Annotated in this window: 17 protein-coding genes; 15 read left to right on the forward strand and 2 right to left on the reverse strand. The window is 43.1% G+C overall.

Annotated elements, in window-relative coordinates; translation table 11 throughout:
- The first annotated feature begins 6 nt into the window (after positions 1-6).
- The 12 genes from HT724_RS04495 (at position 7) to pflA (ending at position 11,676) form a co-directional block, all read left to right on the forward strand.
- On the forward strand, positions 7-2,037 hold the full coding sequence (locus HT724_RS04495) for a bacteriocin-associated integral membrane family protein (protein ID WP_173275227.1): 2,031 nt from the start codon (positions 7-9) through the stop codon (positions 2,035-2,037).
- Position 2,038: 1 nt separating this feature from the next.
- A complete protein-coding gene (locus HT724_RS04500) occupies positions 2,039-2,680 on the forward strand; it encodes an ABC transporter ATP-binding protein (RefSeq protein WP_000565526.1) in 642 nt (213 codons plus the stop codon).
- On the forward strand, positions 2,673-2,981 hold the full coding sequence (locus tag HT724_RS04505) for a hypothetical protein (RefSeq protein ID WP_000333264.1): 309 nt from the start codon (positions 2,673-2,675) through the stop codon (positions 2,979-2,981). Before HT724_RS04500 ends, HT724_RS04505 begins: the two co-directional genes overlap by 8 nt.
- Before the next feature lie 130 nt (positions 2,982-3,111).
- The gene (rsmA, locus tag HT724_RS04510; RefSeq protein ID WP_173275230.1) at positions 3,112-3,984 is read left to right on the forward strand and encodes a 16S rRNA (adenine(1518)-N(6)/adenine(1519)-N(6))-dimethyltransferase RsmA; all 873 of its coding nucleotides are present in this window, start codon (positions 3,112-3,114) and stop codon (positions 3,982-3,984) included.
- A gap of 1 nt (position 3,985) precedes the next feature.
- A complete protein-coding gene (gene rsgA, locus HT724_RS04515; RefSeq protein ID WP_173275232.1) occupies positions 3,986-4,864 on the forward strand; it encodes a ribosome small subunit-dependent GTPase A in 879 nt (292 codons plus the stop codon).
- Between the two features lie 10 nt (positions 4,865-4,874).
- Entirely contained in the window at positions 4,875-5,531 is a 657-nt protein-coding gene (rpe, locus tag HT724_RS04520; RefSeq protein WP_173275235.1) for a ribulose-phosphate 3-epimerase, read from the forward strand.
- Complete coding sequence (locus HT724_RS04525) at positions 5,494-6,156, forward strand: thiamine diphosphokinase (protein WP_173275238.1); 663 nt, start codon at positions 5,494-5,496, stop codon at positions 6,154-6,156. The genes rpe and HT724_RS04525 overlap by 38 nt, the downstream gene beginning before the upstream one ends.
- Position 6,157: 1 nt before the next feature.
- Positions 6,158-7,414 (forward strand): DNA recombination protein RmuC, encoded by a 1,257-nt coding sequence (locus HT724_RS04530; protein ID WP_173275240.1) that lies wholly within the window; start codon positions 6,158-6,160, stop codon positions 7,412-7,414.
- Positions 7,404-8,345 (forward strand): 3'-5' exoribonuclease YhaM family protein, encoded by a 942-nt coding sequence (locus tag HT724_RS04535; RefSeq protein WP_004260511.1) that lies wholly within the window; start codon positions 7,404-7,406, stop codon positions 8,343-8,345. The genes HT724_RS04530 and HT724_RS04535 overlap by 11 nt, the downstream gene beginning before the upstream one ends.
- 266 nt (positions 8,346-8,611) lie before the next feature.
- Positions 8,612-9,439 carry a pur operon repressor gene (purR, locus tag HT724_RS04540; RefSeq protein WP_173275243.1) on the forward strand — a complete coding sequence of 276 codons (828 nt, stop codon included), beginning with the start codon at positions 8,612-8,614 and terminating at the stop codon, positions 9,437-9,439.
- 66 nt (positions 9,440-9,505) lie between these two features.
- The gene (locus tag HT724_RS04545) at positions 9,506-10,756 is read left to right on the forward strand and encodes a diaminopimelate decarboxylase (RefSeq protein ID WP_173275246.1); all 1,251 of its coding nucleotides are present in this window, start codon (positions 9,506-9,508) and stop codon (positions 10,754-10,756) included.
- A 125-nt stretch (positions 10,757-10,881) separates the two neighbouring features.
- On the forward strand, positions 10,882-11,676 hold the full coding sequence (gene pflA, locus HT724_RS04550; protein ID WP_001288286.1) for a pyruvate formate-lyase-activating protein: 795 nt from the start codon (positions 10,882-10,884) through the stop codon (positions 11,674-11,676).
- Positions 11,677-11,993: 317 nt separating this feature from the next.
- Here pflA and yidC read toward each other — a convergent pair whose 3' ends face one another.
- Positions 11,994-12,920: a membrane protein insertase YidC gene (yidC, locus tag HT724_RS04555; RefSeq protein WP_173275249.1), complete on the reverse strand. Its 927-nt coding sequence runs from the start codon at positions 12,918-12,920 to the stop codon at positions 11,994-11,996.
- 77 nt (positions 12,921-12,997) lie between these two features.
- Positions 12,998-13,276 (reverse strand): acylphosphatase, encoded by a 279-nt coding sequence (locus tag HT724_RS04560; protein ID WP_173275251.1) that lies wholly within the window; start codon positions 13,274-13,276, stop codon positions 12,998-13,000.
- A gap of 33 nt (positions 13,277-13,309) precedes the next feature.
- Between HT724_RS04560 and HT724_RS04565 the strand changes: the two genes are divergently transcribed.
- The 3 genes from HT724_RS04565 to asnA all read left to right on the forward strand — a co-directional run bounded on the left by HT724_RS04565 (position 13,310) and on the right by asnA (position 15,891).
- Positions 13,310-14,050: an RNA methyltransferase gene (locus HT724_RS04565; protein ID WP_173275253.1), complete on the forward strand. Its 741-nt coding sequence runs from the start codon at positions 13,310-13,312 to the stop codon at positions 14,048-14,050.
- 54 nt (positions 14,051-14,104) lie between these two features.
- The gene (locus tag HT724_RS04570; RefSeq protein WP_023933293.1) at positions 14,105-14,788 is read left to right on the forward strand and encodes a Bax inhibitor-1/YccA family protein; all 684 of its coding nucleotides are present in this window, start codon (positions 14,105-14,107) and stop codon (positions 14,786-14,788) included.
- A 110-nt stretch (positions 14,789-14,898) separates the two neighbouring features.
- Positions 14,899-15,891: an aspartate--ammonia ligase gene (asnA, locus tag HT724_RS04575; RefSeq protein ID WP_050223227.1), complete on the forward strand. Its 993-nt coding sequence runs from the start codon at positions 14,899-14,901 to the stop codon at positions 15,889-15,891.
- Positions 15,892-15,901: the final 10 nt, after the last annotated feature.

The following is a 15,901-nucleotide window of genomic DNA, read 5'->3' on the forward strand; positions in this document are numbered from 1 at the left end:
GAAATGATGAAACGCTTATTTATTTTGATTTCAATGGTATTGGTATCGCTTTATATGGTGATAAATTCCGTTGATCATCGAGAAGAGATTTTATTTGGTAACTATCCCTCTGTTGATGTGATGGGTACTGGGCTAGACCAATCAGTAGCTGATCGAGAAAAACTGACAGAGGCTTTGAGTCACTTGGCGGTAGAGCACAATAGTCTCATCGCTCGTCGGATTGTTGAGCCAAATGAAGCTGGAGAAACACGCTTTACCTATGCCACTTATGGTCAGGGAGAGCTTCCAGAAGGTTTGACCATTTCCTCCAAGGAGAGTGCAGAAACGAGTGATTTATTAGGGTCTTACTTGATTGTATCAGGAAGTTTGGATGGAGTGAGCTTACAGACCGCCCTGCAAGAACTTGGTTATAATGGTGTTGTCTCGAATAGAACGGAGGCATTTTCGATGGTCGTCCTCTTGGCTGCTACCCCAATGGGGCTACTGAGTCTAGCTATTTTTCTGCTGACTTTTATGAGTCTGACCCTGATTTATCGGATCAAGTCTCTTCGTCAGGCAGGGATTCGCTTAATCGCTGGTGAGAGCTTGTTTGGGGTGGCTCTTAGACCAGTGTTAGAAGATGTGAGACAGCTTATCTGCTCAGTGCTGCTATCCAGTCTTTTGGGATTGGGGATTCTCTGGTATCAAGGTGCCTTATTTATGGCAACGGTGCAACTGGTCATCATTGCTCTTCTACTTTATGGATTGACCTTGGCAGGGATTTCTACCTTACTAAGTGTCGTGTATCTATTTGGTTTACAGGAAAATAGTCTGGTGGATCTATTGAAAGGGAAACTCCCTCTCAAACGTATGCTGACATTGATGATGGTGGGGCAACTTTTAGCCGTACTGGTGGTCGGATCGAGTGCGACTGCTCTCCTACCCCACTACCGTGAAATGCAGGAAATGGAGAAGGCAAGCGATAAATGGAGCCAGTCCTCAGACCGTTACCGTCTATCCTTTGGTTGGTCTAGTGCATTTGCCGATGAAGAAGGAATGCGTAAGGATAATCGTGAGTGGCAGACATTTACTGAAGAACGGTTAGCCAATACAGACTCTTTTTATATTATGAGCAATGTTGACAATTTCTCAGATGGAGCAGAAGTGGACCTAGATGGCAATCGTCTCAGTGACTACACACCGTCAGGGAATGTTATCTATGTCTCACCGCGCTATCTGATAGAAGAAAAGATTACCGTTTCTTCAGAGTTTATGGACAAGATGCAAAACTTGTCTGAGGGAGAGTTTGGGCTGATTTTGCCTGAGAGCTTGCGAGAGCAGTCTGCCTACTACCAAGGATTGTTTACAGATTACCTGCAAAGATTTTCATCTGAAAGTGTAGAGGCGACGAGTCAGAAACACTACCTTCCACAGTTAAGGCTAGCTTTTACAGAAACAGGACAGGAACGTTTCCTCTATAATGATGGGTACAAGACAACACGTCAGTACCTAAAAGATCCGATTATTGTAGTTCTAACGCCGCAAGCGACTGGAACAAGACCTGTTGCAGGGATGTTGTGGGGAACTACGGCTAATAGTGCCTTGAAACTAGATCGATATGGAGACAGCATTACCGCTCTAAAAGAGCAAGGTCTGTATCACAAGGTCTCTTACTTGGTAAAAAGCCAGCTATTTTTTGCCAAGGTACTAAATGACAAACGGGTGGAGTTTTACTCTCTCCTTATTGGGACGATTTTGACCCTGTCTACGGCTATCTTGTTATTTGATTCCATGAGTCTTCTCTATTTTGAGCAGTTCAGACGGGAGATAATGATTAAACGTCTTTCTGGTATGACAATCTATGAGCTTCATGGCAAGTATTTACTGGCGCAAGGAGGAGTTCTCTTGCTTGGCCTAGTCCTATCTAGTATTTTGACAGGAGATGCTTTGATTAGCGCTCTAGTTGTAGCTTTATTTACTCTTAACGCCTTCTTGATTTTAGTAAGGCAGGATAAAAAAGAAGAAGCTGGTAGCATGGCAGTATTGAAAGGAAAATAAGATGATTGATATTCAAGGATTGGAAAAGAAGTTTAATGACCGCGCGATTTTCTCTGGTTTAAATCTCAAGCTGGAGAAGGGCAAGGTTTATGCTTTAATCGGGAAGAGTGGAAGCGGAAAGACGACGCTGCTGAATATCTTAGGCAAACTAGAAAAGATAGATGGAGGAAGGGTTCTCTATCAGGGGAAAGATTTAAAAACAATTCCCACTCGTGAGTATTTTCGAGACCAGATGGGCTATCTCTTTCAAAATTTTGGCCTTTTAGAAAACCAATCAATCAAAGAGAATTTGGATTTGGGCTTTGTTGGTCAGAAAATCTCAAAAGTAGAACGTTTGGAAAGGCAAGTGGAGGCTTTAGAAAAAGTTAATCTAGGGTATTTGGATTTAGAACAAAAAATTTATACTTTATCTGGAGGAGAGGCCCAACGAGTTGCCCTTGCTAAGACTATTTTGAAAAATCCACCCTTGATTTTGGCAGATGAACCAACAGCAGCTCTTGATCCTGAAAATTCAGAGGAGGTTATGAATCTCTTGGTGGATTTGAAAGATGAAAATCGAATGATCATCATTGCGACCCATAATCCCCTAGTCTGGAATAAGGCCGATGAAATCATTGATATGAGGGAACTTGCTCATGTGTGAAAAAATTCGTATTCGCAGGGTATCTGATTATCCGAGTGCCAGAGGTGGTTTAGAAGATATTCTCATCATGGAAAACATGACCAATCATCTTCTTTTAGTTCAAATCCGAGTGAATGGCTATTTGCTTGATTTTGCTAGTATTGAAGGGCAAAGGCAAAAGCATTATCGTTTGAAAAATTTACCTCAAACGGTTGAATTGACAGTGGACGATGTGGAGGAGGATGTAGATTTGACCCTACCTGAAAATCGAAGTTATCAAGAAGCTGATTTTTTTGAACGTATGTTTCGAGAGAACCGCTAAGTCCACCTTTAAAGATTTCCAAGACTATCTTTCTTCATGAGGAAAGATAGTTTTTTGGTATGATTTTCACCCCCAAAATACAAGGGGAATGTGTTACAATAGTAGTAACAGATAATAGAAAAGAGAATAGATGAGAATTGCAGATTATAGCGTGACCAAGGCAGTGCTGGAGCGTCACGGTTTTACCTTTAAAAAGTCCTTCGGGCAAAATTTCTTGACGGATACCAATATTCTTCAAAAAATCGTGGATACGGCTGAGATTGATGACCAGGTTAATGTCATCGAAATTGGCCCAGGTATTGGTGCCTTGACGGAGTTTCTGGCTGAGCGTGCAGCAGAGGTCATGGCTTTTGAAATTGACCATCGTTTGGTGCCAATCCTAGCAGATACCTTGCGTGATTTTGACAATGTGACCGTAGTCAACGAGGACATTCTCAAGGTTGATTTGGCGCAGCATATCCAAAATTTTAAAAATCCTGACCTGCCAATCAAGGTAGTGGCTAACTTACCCTACTACATCACTACGCCTATTCTCATGCACTTGATTGAAAGTGGCATTCCTTTTAGTGAGTTTGTCGTCATGATGCAAAAAGAGGTAGCTGACCGCATTTCCGCTCAACCTAACACCAAGGCTTACGGTAGCTTGTCAATTGCGGTTCAGTATTATATGACAGCCAAGGTTGCCTTTATCGTACCTCGTACGGTTTTTGTGCCAGCGCCAAATGTGGATTCAGCCATCTTGAAAATGGTGCGTCGTCCAGAGCCAGCTGTAGCAGTGGGAGACGAGAACTTCTTCTTTAAGGTTTCCAAGGCTAGTTTTACTCATCGTCGCAAGACCTTGTGGAACAACTTGACAGGTTACTTTGGCAAGACTGAAGAGGTCAAGGACAAGCTGACCAGGGCTTTGGACCAAGCAGGCTTGTCACCAAGTGTGCGTGGGGAAGCTCTCAGCTTGGCAGAATTTGCCAGCCTAGCAGATGCACTTAAAGGACAAGGACTCTAAGATGCAGGGACAAATCATTAAAGCCTTGGCAGGGTTCTACTATGTAGAGAGTGAGGACCAGGTTTATCAAACACGCGCGCGTGGGAATTTCCGTAAAAAAGGGCATACCCCTTACGTTGGGGACTGGGTCGATTTCTCTGCCGAGGAAAATTCAGAAGGCTATATTCTCAAAATTCATGAACGGAAAAACAGTCTGGTCCGTCCGCCCATTGTCAATATCGATCAAGCTGTGGTAATCATGTCCGTCAAGGAACCGGACTTCAACAGCAATTTGCTGGATCGTTTCTTGGTTCTTTTGGAACACAAGGGTATCCATCCCATCGTCTATATTTCCAAAATGGATTTATTGGAAGATAGGTCAGAATTGGATTTTTACCAACAAATCTATGGTGCTATTGGTTATGATTTTGTGACCAGTAAGGAGGAACTTTTGCCCTTGTTAACAGGTAAGATTACAGTTTTTATGGGGCAGACGGGTGTTGGGAAATCAACTCTTCTCAATAAAATCGCACCAGACCTTAATCTTGAAACGGGAGAAATCTCTGATAGTCTGGGTCGCGGTCGTCATACCACTCGAGCTGTTAGTTTTTACAACCTCAATGGGGGTAAAATCGCAGACACACCAGGCTTTTCATCCTTGGACTATGAAGTGTCAACGGCTGAAGACCTCAATCAGGCCTTTCCAGAGATTGCTACTGTCAGTCGAGACTGCAAATTCCGCACTTGTACCCATACCCATGAGCCGTCTTGTGCTGTCAAGCCAGCAGTTGAAGAAGGTACCATTGCGCCCTTCCGTTTTGACAACTACCTGCAATTCCTCAGTGAGATTGAAAATCGCAGAGAAACTTATAAAAAAGTCAGCAAAAAAATTCCAAAATAAGGAGAAACCTATGTCTCAATACAAGATTGCTCCGTCAATTCTGGCAGCAGATTATGCCAACTTTGAACGTGAAATCAAACGCCTAGAAGCAACTGGGGCAGAGTATGCCCATATTGATATTATGGACGGTCACTTTGTGCCGCAAATCAGTTTTGGTGCAGGTGTGGTCGAAGCTCTGCGTCCCCATAGTAAGATGGTTTTCGATTGCCACTTGATGGTAGCCAATCCTGAACACCATCTGGAAGACTTTGCGCGTGCAGGTGCGGATATCATCAGCATCCATGTGGAAGCAACGCCTCATATTCATGGTGCCCTTCAAAAAATTCGTTCACTCGGTGTTAAACCTTCAGTCGTTATAAATCCTGGTACGCCTGTTGAAGCCATTAAGCACGTTCTTCACCTAGTTGACCAAGTTTTAGTCATGACAGTGAACCCAGGCTTCGGTGGGCAAGCCTTTCTACCAGAGACCATGGATAAGGTTCGTGAGTTGGTTGCACTTCGTAAGGAAAAAGGCTTGAACTTTGAAATAGAAGTGGATGGCGGGATTGATGATAAAACTATTGCTCTAGCCAAAGAAGCTGGTGCGACCGTTTTTGTAGCAGGTTCCTATGTCTTTAAGGGAGATGTCAATGAGCGAGTACAAACTCTCAGAAAACAACTGGACTAGTGTTGCCGTTTTTGCAGGCGGAGACCGCGGTCATTATCGGACAGATTTTGATGCTTTTGTCGGTGTGGATCGAGGCTCGCTCTGGGTCTTGGAGGAAAAACTACCTCTTGCTCTAGCAGTTGGGGATTTTGATTCTGTGACGGAAGAAGAGCGACAGGTGATTCAAAAATGTGCCCAACATTTTGTCCAAGCCCGACCAGAAAAAGATGATACCGATTTGGAATTGGCTCTCTTAACCATCTTTGAGAAAAATCCTCAGGCTGAGGTCACTATTTTCGGTGCCTTGGGTGGTCGTATTGATCATATGCTGGCCAATGTCTTTCTGCCTAGCAATCCCAGGTTGGCACCTTATATGCGCCAGATAGAAATTGAGGATGGGCAAAATTTGATTGCCTATTGTCCAGAAGGGACCAGTCAGCTTGAACCCCGTTCAGACTACGACTATCTAGCTTTTATGCCGGTTCGGGATAGCCAGCTGACCATTCTTGGAGCCAAGTATGAGTTGACAGAGGAAAATTTTTTCTTTAAAAAAGTGTACGCTTCTAACGAATATATAGATAGGGAAGTGTCGGTGACTTGCCCAGATGGCTATGTGGTCGTGCTGCATAGCAAGGACAGGAGGTAGGATGGAAAGTTTACTTGTTCTATTATTGATTGCCAACCTAGCTGGACTTTTTCTGATTTGGCAAAGACAGGATAAGCAGGAAAAACATCTGACCAAGATCTTGGAGGATCAGGCAGATCACTTGTCAGACCAGTTGGATTACCGCTTTGAACAAGCCAGACAAGCCAGTCAGTTAGATCAAAAAGATTTGGAAGTGGCTGTCAGCGACCGTTTGCAAGAAGTTCGAATGGAATTGCACCAAGGTCTGACGCAAGTCCGTCAAGAAATGACTGAGAATCTCCTCCAAACCAGAGACAAGACCGACCAACGTCTCCAAGCCCTGCAGGAATCAAATGAGCAACGTTTGGAACAAATGCGCCAGACAGTCGAGGAAAAACTAGAAAAGACCTTGCAGACGCGCTTGCAGGCTTCCTTTGAGACAGTTTCCAAACAACTGGAGTCGGTCAATCGTGGCCTTGGAGAAATGCAGACTGTTGCCCGTGATGTCGGAGCCCTCAACAAGGTTCTCTCTGGAACCAAAACGCGAGGGATTCTGGGCGAATTGCAACTGGGGCAAATCATCGAAGACATCATGACTCCTGCCCAGTACGAACGAGAATATGCAACGGTTGAAAACTCTAGTGAACGAGTGGAGTATGCTATCAAGTTACCTGGTCAAGGCGACCAGGAATACGTCTACCTGCCAATTGACTCTAAGTTTCCACTAGCAGATTATTACCGCCTAGAAGAAGCCTATGAAGCAGGTGATAGGGACGAGATTGAACGCTGTCGCAAGTCACTCCTAGCAAGTGTCAAGCGCTTTGCCAAGGATATCAAGAGCAAGTACATAGCACCGCCTCGGACTACCAATTTTGGAGTTTTGTTTGTTCCGACAGAAGGTCTCTACTCAGAAATTGTCCGCAATCCGGTCTTCTTTGATGATTTGAGACGGGAGGAGCAGATTATTGTTGCAGGTCCAAGTACCCTATCAGCTTTGCTCAACTCCCTATCGGTTGGCTTCAAGACTCTCAATATCCAAAAGAGTGCCGACCATATCAGCAAGACTCTTGCCAGCGTCAAGACCGAATTTGGCAAGTTTGGTGGTATTCTGGTCAAGGCACAAAAACATCTCCAACATGCTTCTGGCAATATTGATGAATTATTAAACCGTCGCACTACAGCTATCGAGCGGACGCTCCGTCACATTGAGTTATCAGAAGGTGAGCCTGCGCTTGATCTACTCCATTTCCAAGAAAATGAGGAAGAATATGAAGATTAGTCACATGAAAAAAGATGAGCTGTTTGAAGGTTTTTACCTAATCAAATCAGCTGACCTGAGGCAAACTCGAGCTGGGAAAAACTACTTAGCCTTTACCTTCCAAGATGATAGTGGCGAGATTGAAGGGAAACTCTGGGATGCCCAACCTCATAACGTTGAGGCCTTTACCGCAGGTAAGGTTGTCCACATGAAAGGGCGCCGAGAAGTTTATAACAACACTCCACAGGTCAATCAAATCACTCTACGCTTGCCTCAACCCGGTGAACCCAATGATCCAGCTGATTTCAAGGTCAAGTCGCCAGTTGATGTCAAGGAAATCCGTGACTATATGTCGCAAATGATTTTCAAAATTGAAAATCCTGTCTGGCAACGGATTGTCCGAAAGCTCTATACTAAGTATGATAAGGAATTTTACTCCTATCCAGCTGCCAAGACCAACCACCATGCCTTTGAAACGGGTTTGGCTTTCCACACTGCAACCATGGTGCGTTTGGCAGATGCTATTAGCGAAGTCTATCCTCAGCTCAATAAGAGTCTGCTCTATGCGGGTATTATGCTACATGACTTAGCTAAAGTCATCGAGTTGACGGGACCAGACCAGACCGAGTACACAGTGCGAGGCAATCTCCTTGGGCATATTGCTTTGATTGATAGCGAAATTACCAAGACAGTTATGGAACTTGGCATTGATGATACCAAGGAAGAAGTCGTTTTGCTTCGTCACGTCATCCTCAGTCACCACGGCTTACTTGAGTATGGAAGTCCAGTCCGTCCACGCATTATGGAAGCAGAGATTATCCATATGATTGACAATCTGGATGCTAGCATGATGATGATGTCAACAGCTCTGGCTTTGGTGGATAAGGGAGAGATGACCAATAAAATCTTCGCTATGGACAATCGTTCCTTCTATAAACCAGATTTAGATTAATAATTTAAGAAAAATGAGCATTTTTTAGAACAAGAATGTTCGTTTTTTTATGTGAATATGGTATAATAAGTAAAAGACAAAAATGAATACTCTTCGAAAATCTCTTCAAACTAGGGTAGTATCGCCTTGTCGTATGTATATATGCAGGTATATTACAGGATTTGTCAGTTCTATCGACAATCTCAAAACAGTGTTTTGAATCACCAGCGACCAGCTTTCTAGTTTGCTTTTTGATTTTTTGAATAAAAATGGAATAGGAAATAGAAATGAAATTAAGAAGAAGTGATCGGATGGTTGTCATTTCCAACTATTTGATTAATCATCCTTATAAACTAACTAGTCTCAATACTTTTGCTGAAAAGTATGAATCTGCTAAATCATCTATCTCAGAGGATATCGTCATTATCAAACGCGCCTTTGAGGAAATTGAAATCGGTCATATCCAGACAGTAACTGGTGCTGGTGGTGGTGTCATTTTCACACCATCAATCTCAAGCCATGATGCCAAGGAAATGGTTGAGGACTTGCGTGCCAAGTTGTCAGAAAGTGACCGTATCTTGCCAGGTGGTTATATCTACCTGTCCGATTTGCTTAGCACACCAGCCATCTTGAAAAATATTGGTCGCATTATTGCCAAGAGCTTTATGGACCAAAAAATTGACGCGGTTATGACAGTAGCGACTAAGGGGGTTCCACTTGCAAATGCAGTTGCCAATGTCCTCAATGTTCCCTTTGTCATTGTGCGCCGTGACCTGAAAATTACCGAAGGTTCAACTGTCAGCGTCAACTATGTATCCGGTTCAAGTGGAGACCGCATTGAGAAAATGTTCCTTTCAAAACGCAGTCTCAGGGCAGGCAGCCGTGTCTTGATTGTGGATGACTTCTTGAAAGGCGGCGGAACTGTCAATGGGATGATCAGTCTCTTGCGAGAGTTCGACTCAGAACTGGCAGGTGTAGCGGTCTTTGCGGACAATGCCCAAGAAGAACGTGAAAAGCAGTTTGACTACAAGTCACTCTTGAAGGTAACCAATATTGATGTCAAGAACCAAGCCATCGATGTTGAGGTTGGTAATATCTTTGACGAAGATAAATAAGAGATAGAACTAAAGGTTGGAACGATAGTTCCAGCCTTTCTTTGCAAATAGAATAGAAGGAAACTTATGAAAACACCATTTATCAATAAAGAAGACTTAGAAGCGATTGTTGCCGAGTTCCCGACTCCCTTTCACTTGTATGATGAGAAGGGAATTCGTGAAAAGGCAAGAGCCGTCAACCAAGCATTTTCGTGGAACAAGGGCTTTAAGGAATATTTTGCAGTTAAGGCTACTCCAACTCCAGCTATTTTGAAAATTCTCCAAGAGGAAGGTTGCGGTGTGGACTGCTCTAGTTATGTGGAGCTTTTGATGAGTCATAAACTGAATTTCCCTGGTTCTGAGATCATGTTCTCTTCTAACAACACGCCAGACAAGGAATATGCCTATGCGCGTGAATTAGGTGCGACCATTAACTTGGATGCTTTTGAAGATATTGAACATCTAGAGCGTGCAGCAGGCATTCCAGAAATCATCTCTTGTCGTTACAATCCTGGTGGTGTTTTTGAATTGGGAACAGACATTATGGACAATCCTGGTGAGGCCAAGTTTGGAATGACTAAGGACCAGCTCTTTAAAGCTTTTGCCATCTTGAAGGAAAAAGGCGCCAAAACTTTTGGAATTCACTCCTTCCTAGCATCTAATACGGTGACTCATCTCTATTATCCAGAGTTGGCGCGTCAGCTTTTTGAATTGGCCGTTGAAATCAAGGAAAAGTTGGGTATTTCACTAGACTTTATCAATCTTTCTGGTGGTATTGGTGTTAACTATCGTCCATATCAGGAACCAAATGACATCGCCTTGATTGGTGAGGGAGTTCGTAAGGTTTATGAAGAGGTTCTTACGCCATCTGGTCTTGGTCAGGTCAAGATTTTCACAGAATTGGGTCGCTTTATGTTAGCCCCTCACGGTGCTTTAGTCACAAGAGTTACTCATAAGAAAAAAACTTACCGTACTTATCTGGGCGTGGATGCTTCAGCGGTTAACCTTATGCGTCCAGCCATGTACGGAGCCTACCACCATATTACCAACATGACTCGTCCAGAAGGAGCATCTGAGGTGGTAGATGTGGTCGGTTCACTCTGCGAAAACAATGATAAATTTGCAGTGAATCGCGAACTGCCTCATACAGAAATCGGTGATTTGCTGGTAATTCATGATACAGGTGCCCACGGTTTTTCAATGGGCTACCAGTACAATGCCAAACTTCGTTCTGCGGAAATCCTCTATACTGAAGAAGGCAAAGTGCGCAAAATCCGCCGTGCAGAGCGCCCTGAGGACTATTTTGCAACCTTGTATGGCTTTGATTTTGAAGAATAATCTGAGAATAGATTGAAAATGAAATTGAAAAACAGATTGCTTTCTAAAAAATAGGCAAAAATCTTGTTTTTCCTTCAAGTCGTGATATAATAAAACTATAAAACGTTTTCAAGGAAGGTAACGATATGTCTGAAGAAACAATTGATTATGGACAAGTGACAGGAATGGTGCATTCGACAGAAAGCTTTGGGTCAGTAGATGGGCCTGGGATTCGCTTTATTGTCTTTTTGCAGGGCTGTCACATGCGTTGCCAGTACTGTCACAACCCAGATACTTGGGCTATGGAGTCCAATAAATCACGTGAACGGACGGTAGATGATGTCTTGACAGAGGCCTTGCGCTACCGCGGTTTCTGGGGAAATAAGGGTGGTATTACAGTCAGTGGAGGAGAAGCCCTCTTGCAGATTGATTTCCTGATTGCTCTCTTTACCAAGGCCAAAGAACACGGAATCCACTGTACCTTGGATACCTGTGCCCTTCCTTTCCGTAATAAACCACGTTACCTTGAAAAATTTGACAAACTCATGGCTGTCACTGACTTGGTTCTCTTGGATATCAAGGAAATCAACGAAGAACAGCACAAGATTGTCACTAGCCAAACCAATAAAAACATTCTGGCCTGTGCCCAGTATCTATCAGATATTGGAAAACCTGTCTGGATTCGCCACGTGCTAGTTCCAGGTTTGACAGACAGAGACGATGACTTGATTGAACTTGGGAAGTTCGTCAAGACCCTCAAAAATGTTGATAAGTTTGAAATCCTTCCTTATCACACCATGGGTGAGTTCAAATGGCGTGAATTGGGAATCCCATACTCACTCGAAGGAGTCAAACCACCAACAGCAGATCGCGTCAAGAACGCTAAAAAACTCATGGATACCGAAAGTTATCAAGACTATATGAAACGTGTACATGGATAAAAAAGAAGCCTGATGGAAACATCGGGCTTTTGATACTCAATGAAAATCAAAGAGCAAACTAGGAAGCTAGCCGCAGGCTGCTCAAAACATGGTTTTGAGGTTGTAGATAGAACTGACGAAGTTAGCTCAAAACACTGTTTTGAGGTTGTGAATAGAACTGACGAAGTTAGCTCAAAGCACTGTTTTGAGGTTGTGAATAGAACTGACGAAGTCAGTAACCATACGTACGGCAAGGCGAAGCTGACGTGGTTTGAAGAGATTTTTGAAGAGTATGACTTGCAAAAAAGACTTAGCAAACTAGCTAAGCCTTTTTCTTCTTATCTCGAACGTTGTTTTCCAGCGTTGCGATTTTTGTGTTTTTTCTTGCTTGTGATAGCAGTTGGTTGTTCAGGGGTAACGTCTTTTCGTCCACTTGGTGTAGAGAAAGCACTTGCTTTTGGTGGATTCTTCGCCAGTTCTTCACGGACTTTTTTGCGAAGTTTTGGACGAACGATATAGTTGACGATAAACTGTTGGAGAATCATCATGAAACCACCGACAACCCAGTAAAGTGTAACACTGGCTGGTGAGAAGAGGGAGAAGACGACGATCATGAGTGGGCTCATGTAAATCATTTTTTTAATTTGTTCTCTTTGCATTTCATCTTCTACTCCGTGAAGTGAAAGGAGCGATTGAAGATAGTAAAGGACACCAGCGAAGGCAACCAAAATCATACTTGGAGAACCTAGAGGAATTCCTAGGTAGCTTGCTTGAGCAACACCTTCAGTATGTTGGGCAGCAAAGTAGATAGCAGAGAAGAAAGGCATTTGAAGGAGGATAGGGAAACATCCTACACCACCAAACATGCTGATGCCATGCTCTTTTTGAGCGGCAAAGAGAGCTTGTTGGGCTTCGAGTTTTTCTTCTTGAGTAGTTGCTTCTTTGAGACGAGTTTGGTGTGGCTCAAGGACGTGCTTGAGGGCATTCATCTTTTCAGAGTGAAGCGTTGCCTTCCATGATTGGTAGATACCAAGTGGCAAGATAATCAAGCGCACGATAATGGTTACGATGATGATAGCGACACCAAAGCCTAGACCTTGATCAGTAGCGAAGTACTTGATAGCTTCAGCCATAGGCGCTCCGATAGTATTCCAAATAAATCCTATTGGCTGACCTGTGGCTTTATCGACGCTAACACAGCCAGTCAAGACAAGCAACATAGACACTCCCATAGCCGAGAGTGCAAAACGTTTAATAGATTTCACTGTTTTTATTCCTTCTTTAAAAATTATACCTTTCTATTCTACTGTTTTTTTACAAAATATACAATAGTTCTAGAGACCTAATTTGCGATTTTAAAGTCAGGGTAAGGAGGAAAGTTACTTAGTTTGACATCTAAGTAGCTGACTTTTGAAAAATGTGTGGGTCCTTTTCGGATTTCTTGGATAAATTTTGCCATGATAGCAGATGAGTCTGCTTGGGCTAAGATTTCCACTGTGCCATCGTCGTTATTCCATACCCGACCTGTGATGCCACCAATTTCAAGTGCCAAGCTGTAAACACCCCAACGAAAGCCGACTCCCTGTACCCTACCTTGGGCAATCATTCTAACCTTTTGCATACCAAACCCCTTTGATTGTGTTATAATATTTCTATGACTATTATAAGCTCAAAAGCCAATTCTGTGGTAAAAAATGCCAAGAAATTACACCAAAAAAAATACCGCAAGTCTGCCTATTTGATTGAAGGCTGGCACTTGTTTGAAGAAGCTGTCCAAGCTGGAGTGACGATTGAGAAAATCTTTGCCCTAGAAAGTTACCGAAATCAGTTAGCTGCTTTTCCGCAAACTATCTGGGTGTCAGAGGATATTTTACTAGATTTGGCGGATTCTCAGACTCCACAGGGAATCGTTGCGGTGGTTCAAAAAGAAGAAGTAGGACAAGCTGATTTGAGTCAGGGCAAGTTCTTGTTTTTGGAAGATGTGCAAGATCCTGGTAATGTAGGAACTATCATTCGGACTGCGGATGCAGCAGGTTTTACTGGAGTAATTGTTTCGGATAAATCGGCAGATATCTACAGTCTCAAGACCTTACGTTCCATGCAAGGCAGTCATTTTCATCTGCCTATTTACCGGATGTCGAGCCAAGCGCTTCTCGAGGAAGCTAAGGAAGCAGCTATCCCAGTGCTGGCAACCACCCTATCTAAAGATTCTGTTGATTACAGAGAACTGCCTCCTATAGAAAATTTTGTACTAGTCATGGGAAATGAGGGCCAAGGAATTAGTCCCCTTATGGCTGAAAGTGCAGACCAGTTGGTCCATATTAGCATGAAGGGGCAGGCGGAGAGTTTGAATGTTGCCGTTGCAGCTGGTATTTTGATTTTCCATTTAAGCTAATTTTAACTTTTTTTGTTATAATCAAGGAAAGATGTTCATAGAAAAGGAGAAAAGATGAATCACACTATTATACATGACCGTGTAGGTCTCAATCAATTTTACGCTAAGGTATATGCCTTTGTTGGTCTGGGAATCGGACTATCTGCTTTGGTATCAGGCCTTATGTTGACGGTCTTTCAGTCTCAGTTGCTTTACTTTTTGATGCAGGGGCGTCTCTGGTTGACCATTGCAACCTTTGCAGAATTGGCCTTGGTTTTCGTTGCCAGTAGCATGGCTTCAAGAAATAGTCCAGCTGCTCTTCCAGTATTTTTGCTATACTCTGTTTTAAACGGTTTTACCCTTAGTTTTGTGGTAGCCTTCTATACTCCGGGTACAGTTTTATCTGCCTTTGTATCGAGCGCCCTTCTCTTCTTTGTCATGGCTGCAGTTGGTATCTTCACCAAGAAAGATTTGAGCGGTCTTGGTCGAGCTATGATGGCGGCTCTGATCGGTTTGATTATTGCTATGATAGTCAATATTTTCTTGTCTAGTGGTTTCTTTGATTATATGATTAGCGTAGCCATGGTCTTGGTTTTCTCAGGACTGATTGCTTGGGATAACCAAAAAATTCGCCTTGTCTATGAACAATCGCAAGGTCGTGTAGCGACAGGCTGGGTGGTGTCAATGGCTCTCAGTATCTATCTTGATTTTATCAATCTCTTCCTAAGTATTTTACGTATCTTTGGTCGTAATGATTAAAAGGTCTATAAAATCAGTGTTTTGAGTGACACTGATTTTTTTAAATTTTCTCTTTTCTTTTCTTGGAAATAGGTGTATAATGTTTTTAACTAATTTTTGAGGAGTAGCCTATGAAGAAAAGTTTTATTCACCAACAAGAAGAAATTTCCTTTGTCAAAAATACTTTTACCCAGTATTTGAAAGATAAGTTAGAAGTTGTCGAAGTTCAAGGTCCTATCTTGAGTAGGGTCGGTGATGGGATGCAGGACAACTTATCAGGTGTGGAGAATGCCGTATCGGTCAAGGTTCTCCAAATCCCTGATGCTACTTATGAAGTGGTGCACTCCCTTGCTAAATGGAAACGCCACACCTTGGCTCGTTTTGGCTTTGGTGAAGGAGAGGGTCTCTTTGTCCACATGAAGGCCCTTCGTCCAGATGAGGATTCCTTGGATGCAACCCACTCTGTTTATGTTGACCAGTGGGACTGGGAGAAGGTTATCCCAAATGGTAAGCGTAACATCGTTTATCTAAAAGAAACAGTTGAGAAGATTTATAAGGCTATTCGCCTGACTGAGCTAGCTGTTGAAGCCCGTTATGACATCGAGTCTATCTTGCCAAAACAAATCACCTTTATTCATACAGAAGAATTGGTAGAACGCTACCCAGACTTGACACCGAAAGAACGTGAAAATGCGATTTGTAAAGAATTTGGAGCCGTCTTTTTGATTGGTATCGGTGGCGAGTTGCCAGATGGTAAACCGCACGATGGACGTGCACCAGACTATGATGACTGGACAAGCGAGTCTGAAAATGGCTACAAGGGTCTAAATGGTGATATTCTTGTCTGGAATGAATCTCTGGGTGGAGCCTTTGAGTTGTCTTCTATGGGGATTCGTGTAGATGAAGAAACCCTTCGCCGTCAGGTTGCCATCACAGGTGATGAAGACCGCTTGGAATTGGAATGGCACAAGGCTCTATTGAATGGCCTATTCCCATTGACAATCGGTGGAGGAATTGGACAATCTCGTATGGCCATGTTCCTACTTCGCAAGAGACACATCGGAGAAGTGCAAACAAGTGTTTGGCCTCAAGAAGTCCGCGATACTTACGAAAATATTTTGTAGAGAATCGAAC

The sequence above is a fragment of the Streptococcus sp. k-402 genome (assembly GCF_013277515.1).
In the GTDB taxonomy this organism is placed as follows: domain Bacteria; phylum Bacillota; class Bacilli; order Lactobacillales; family Streptococcaceae; genus Streptococcus.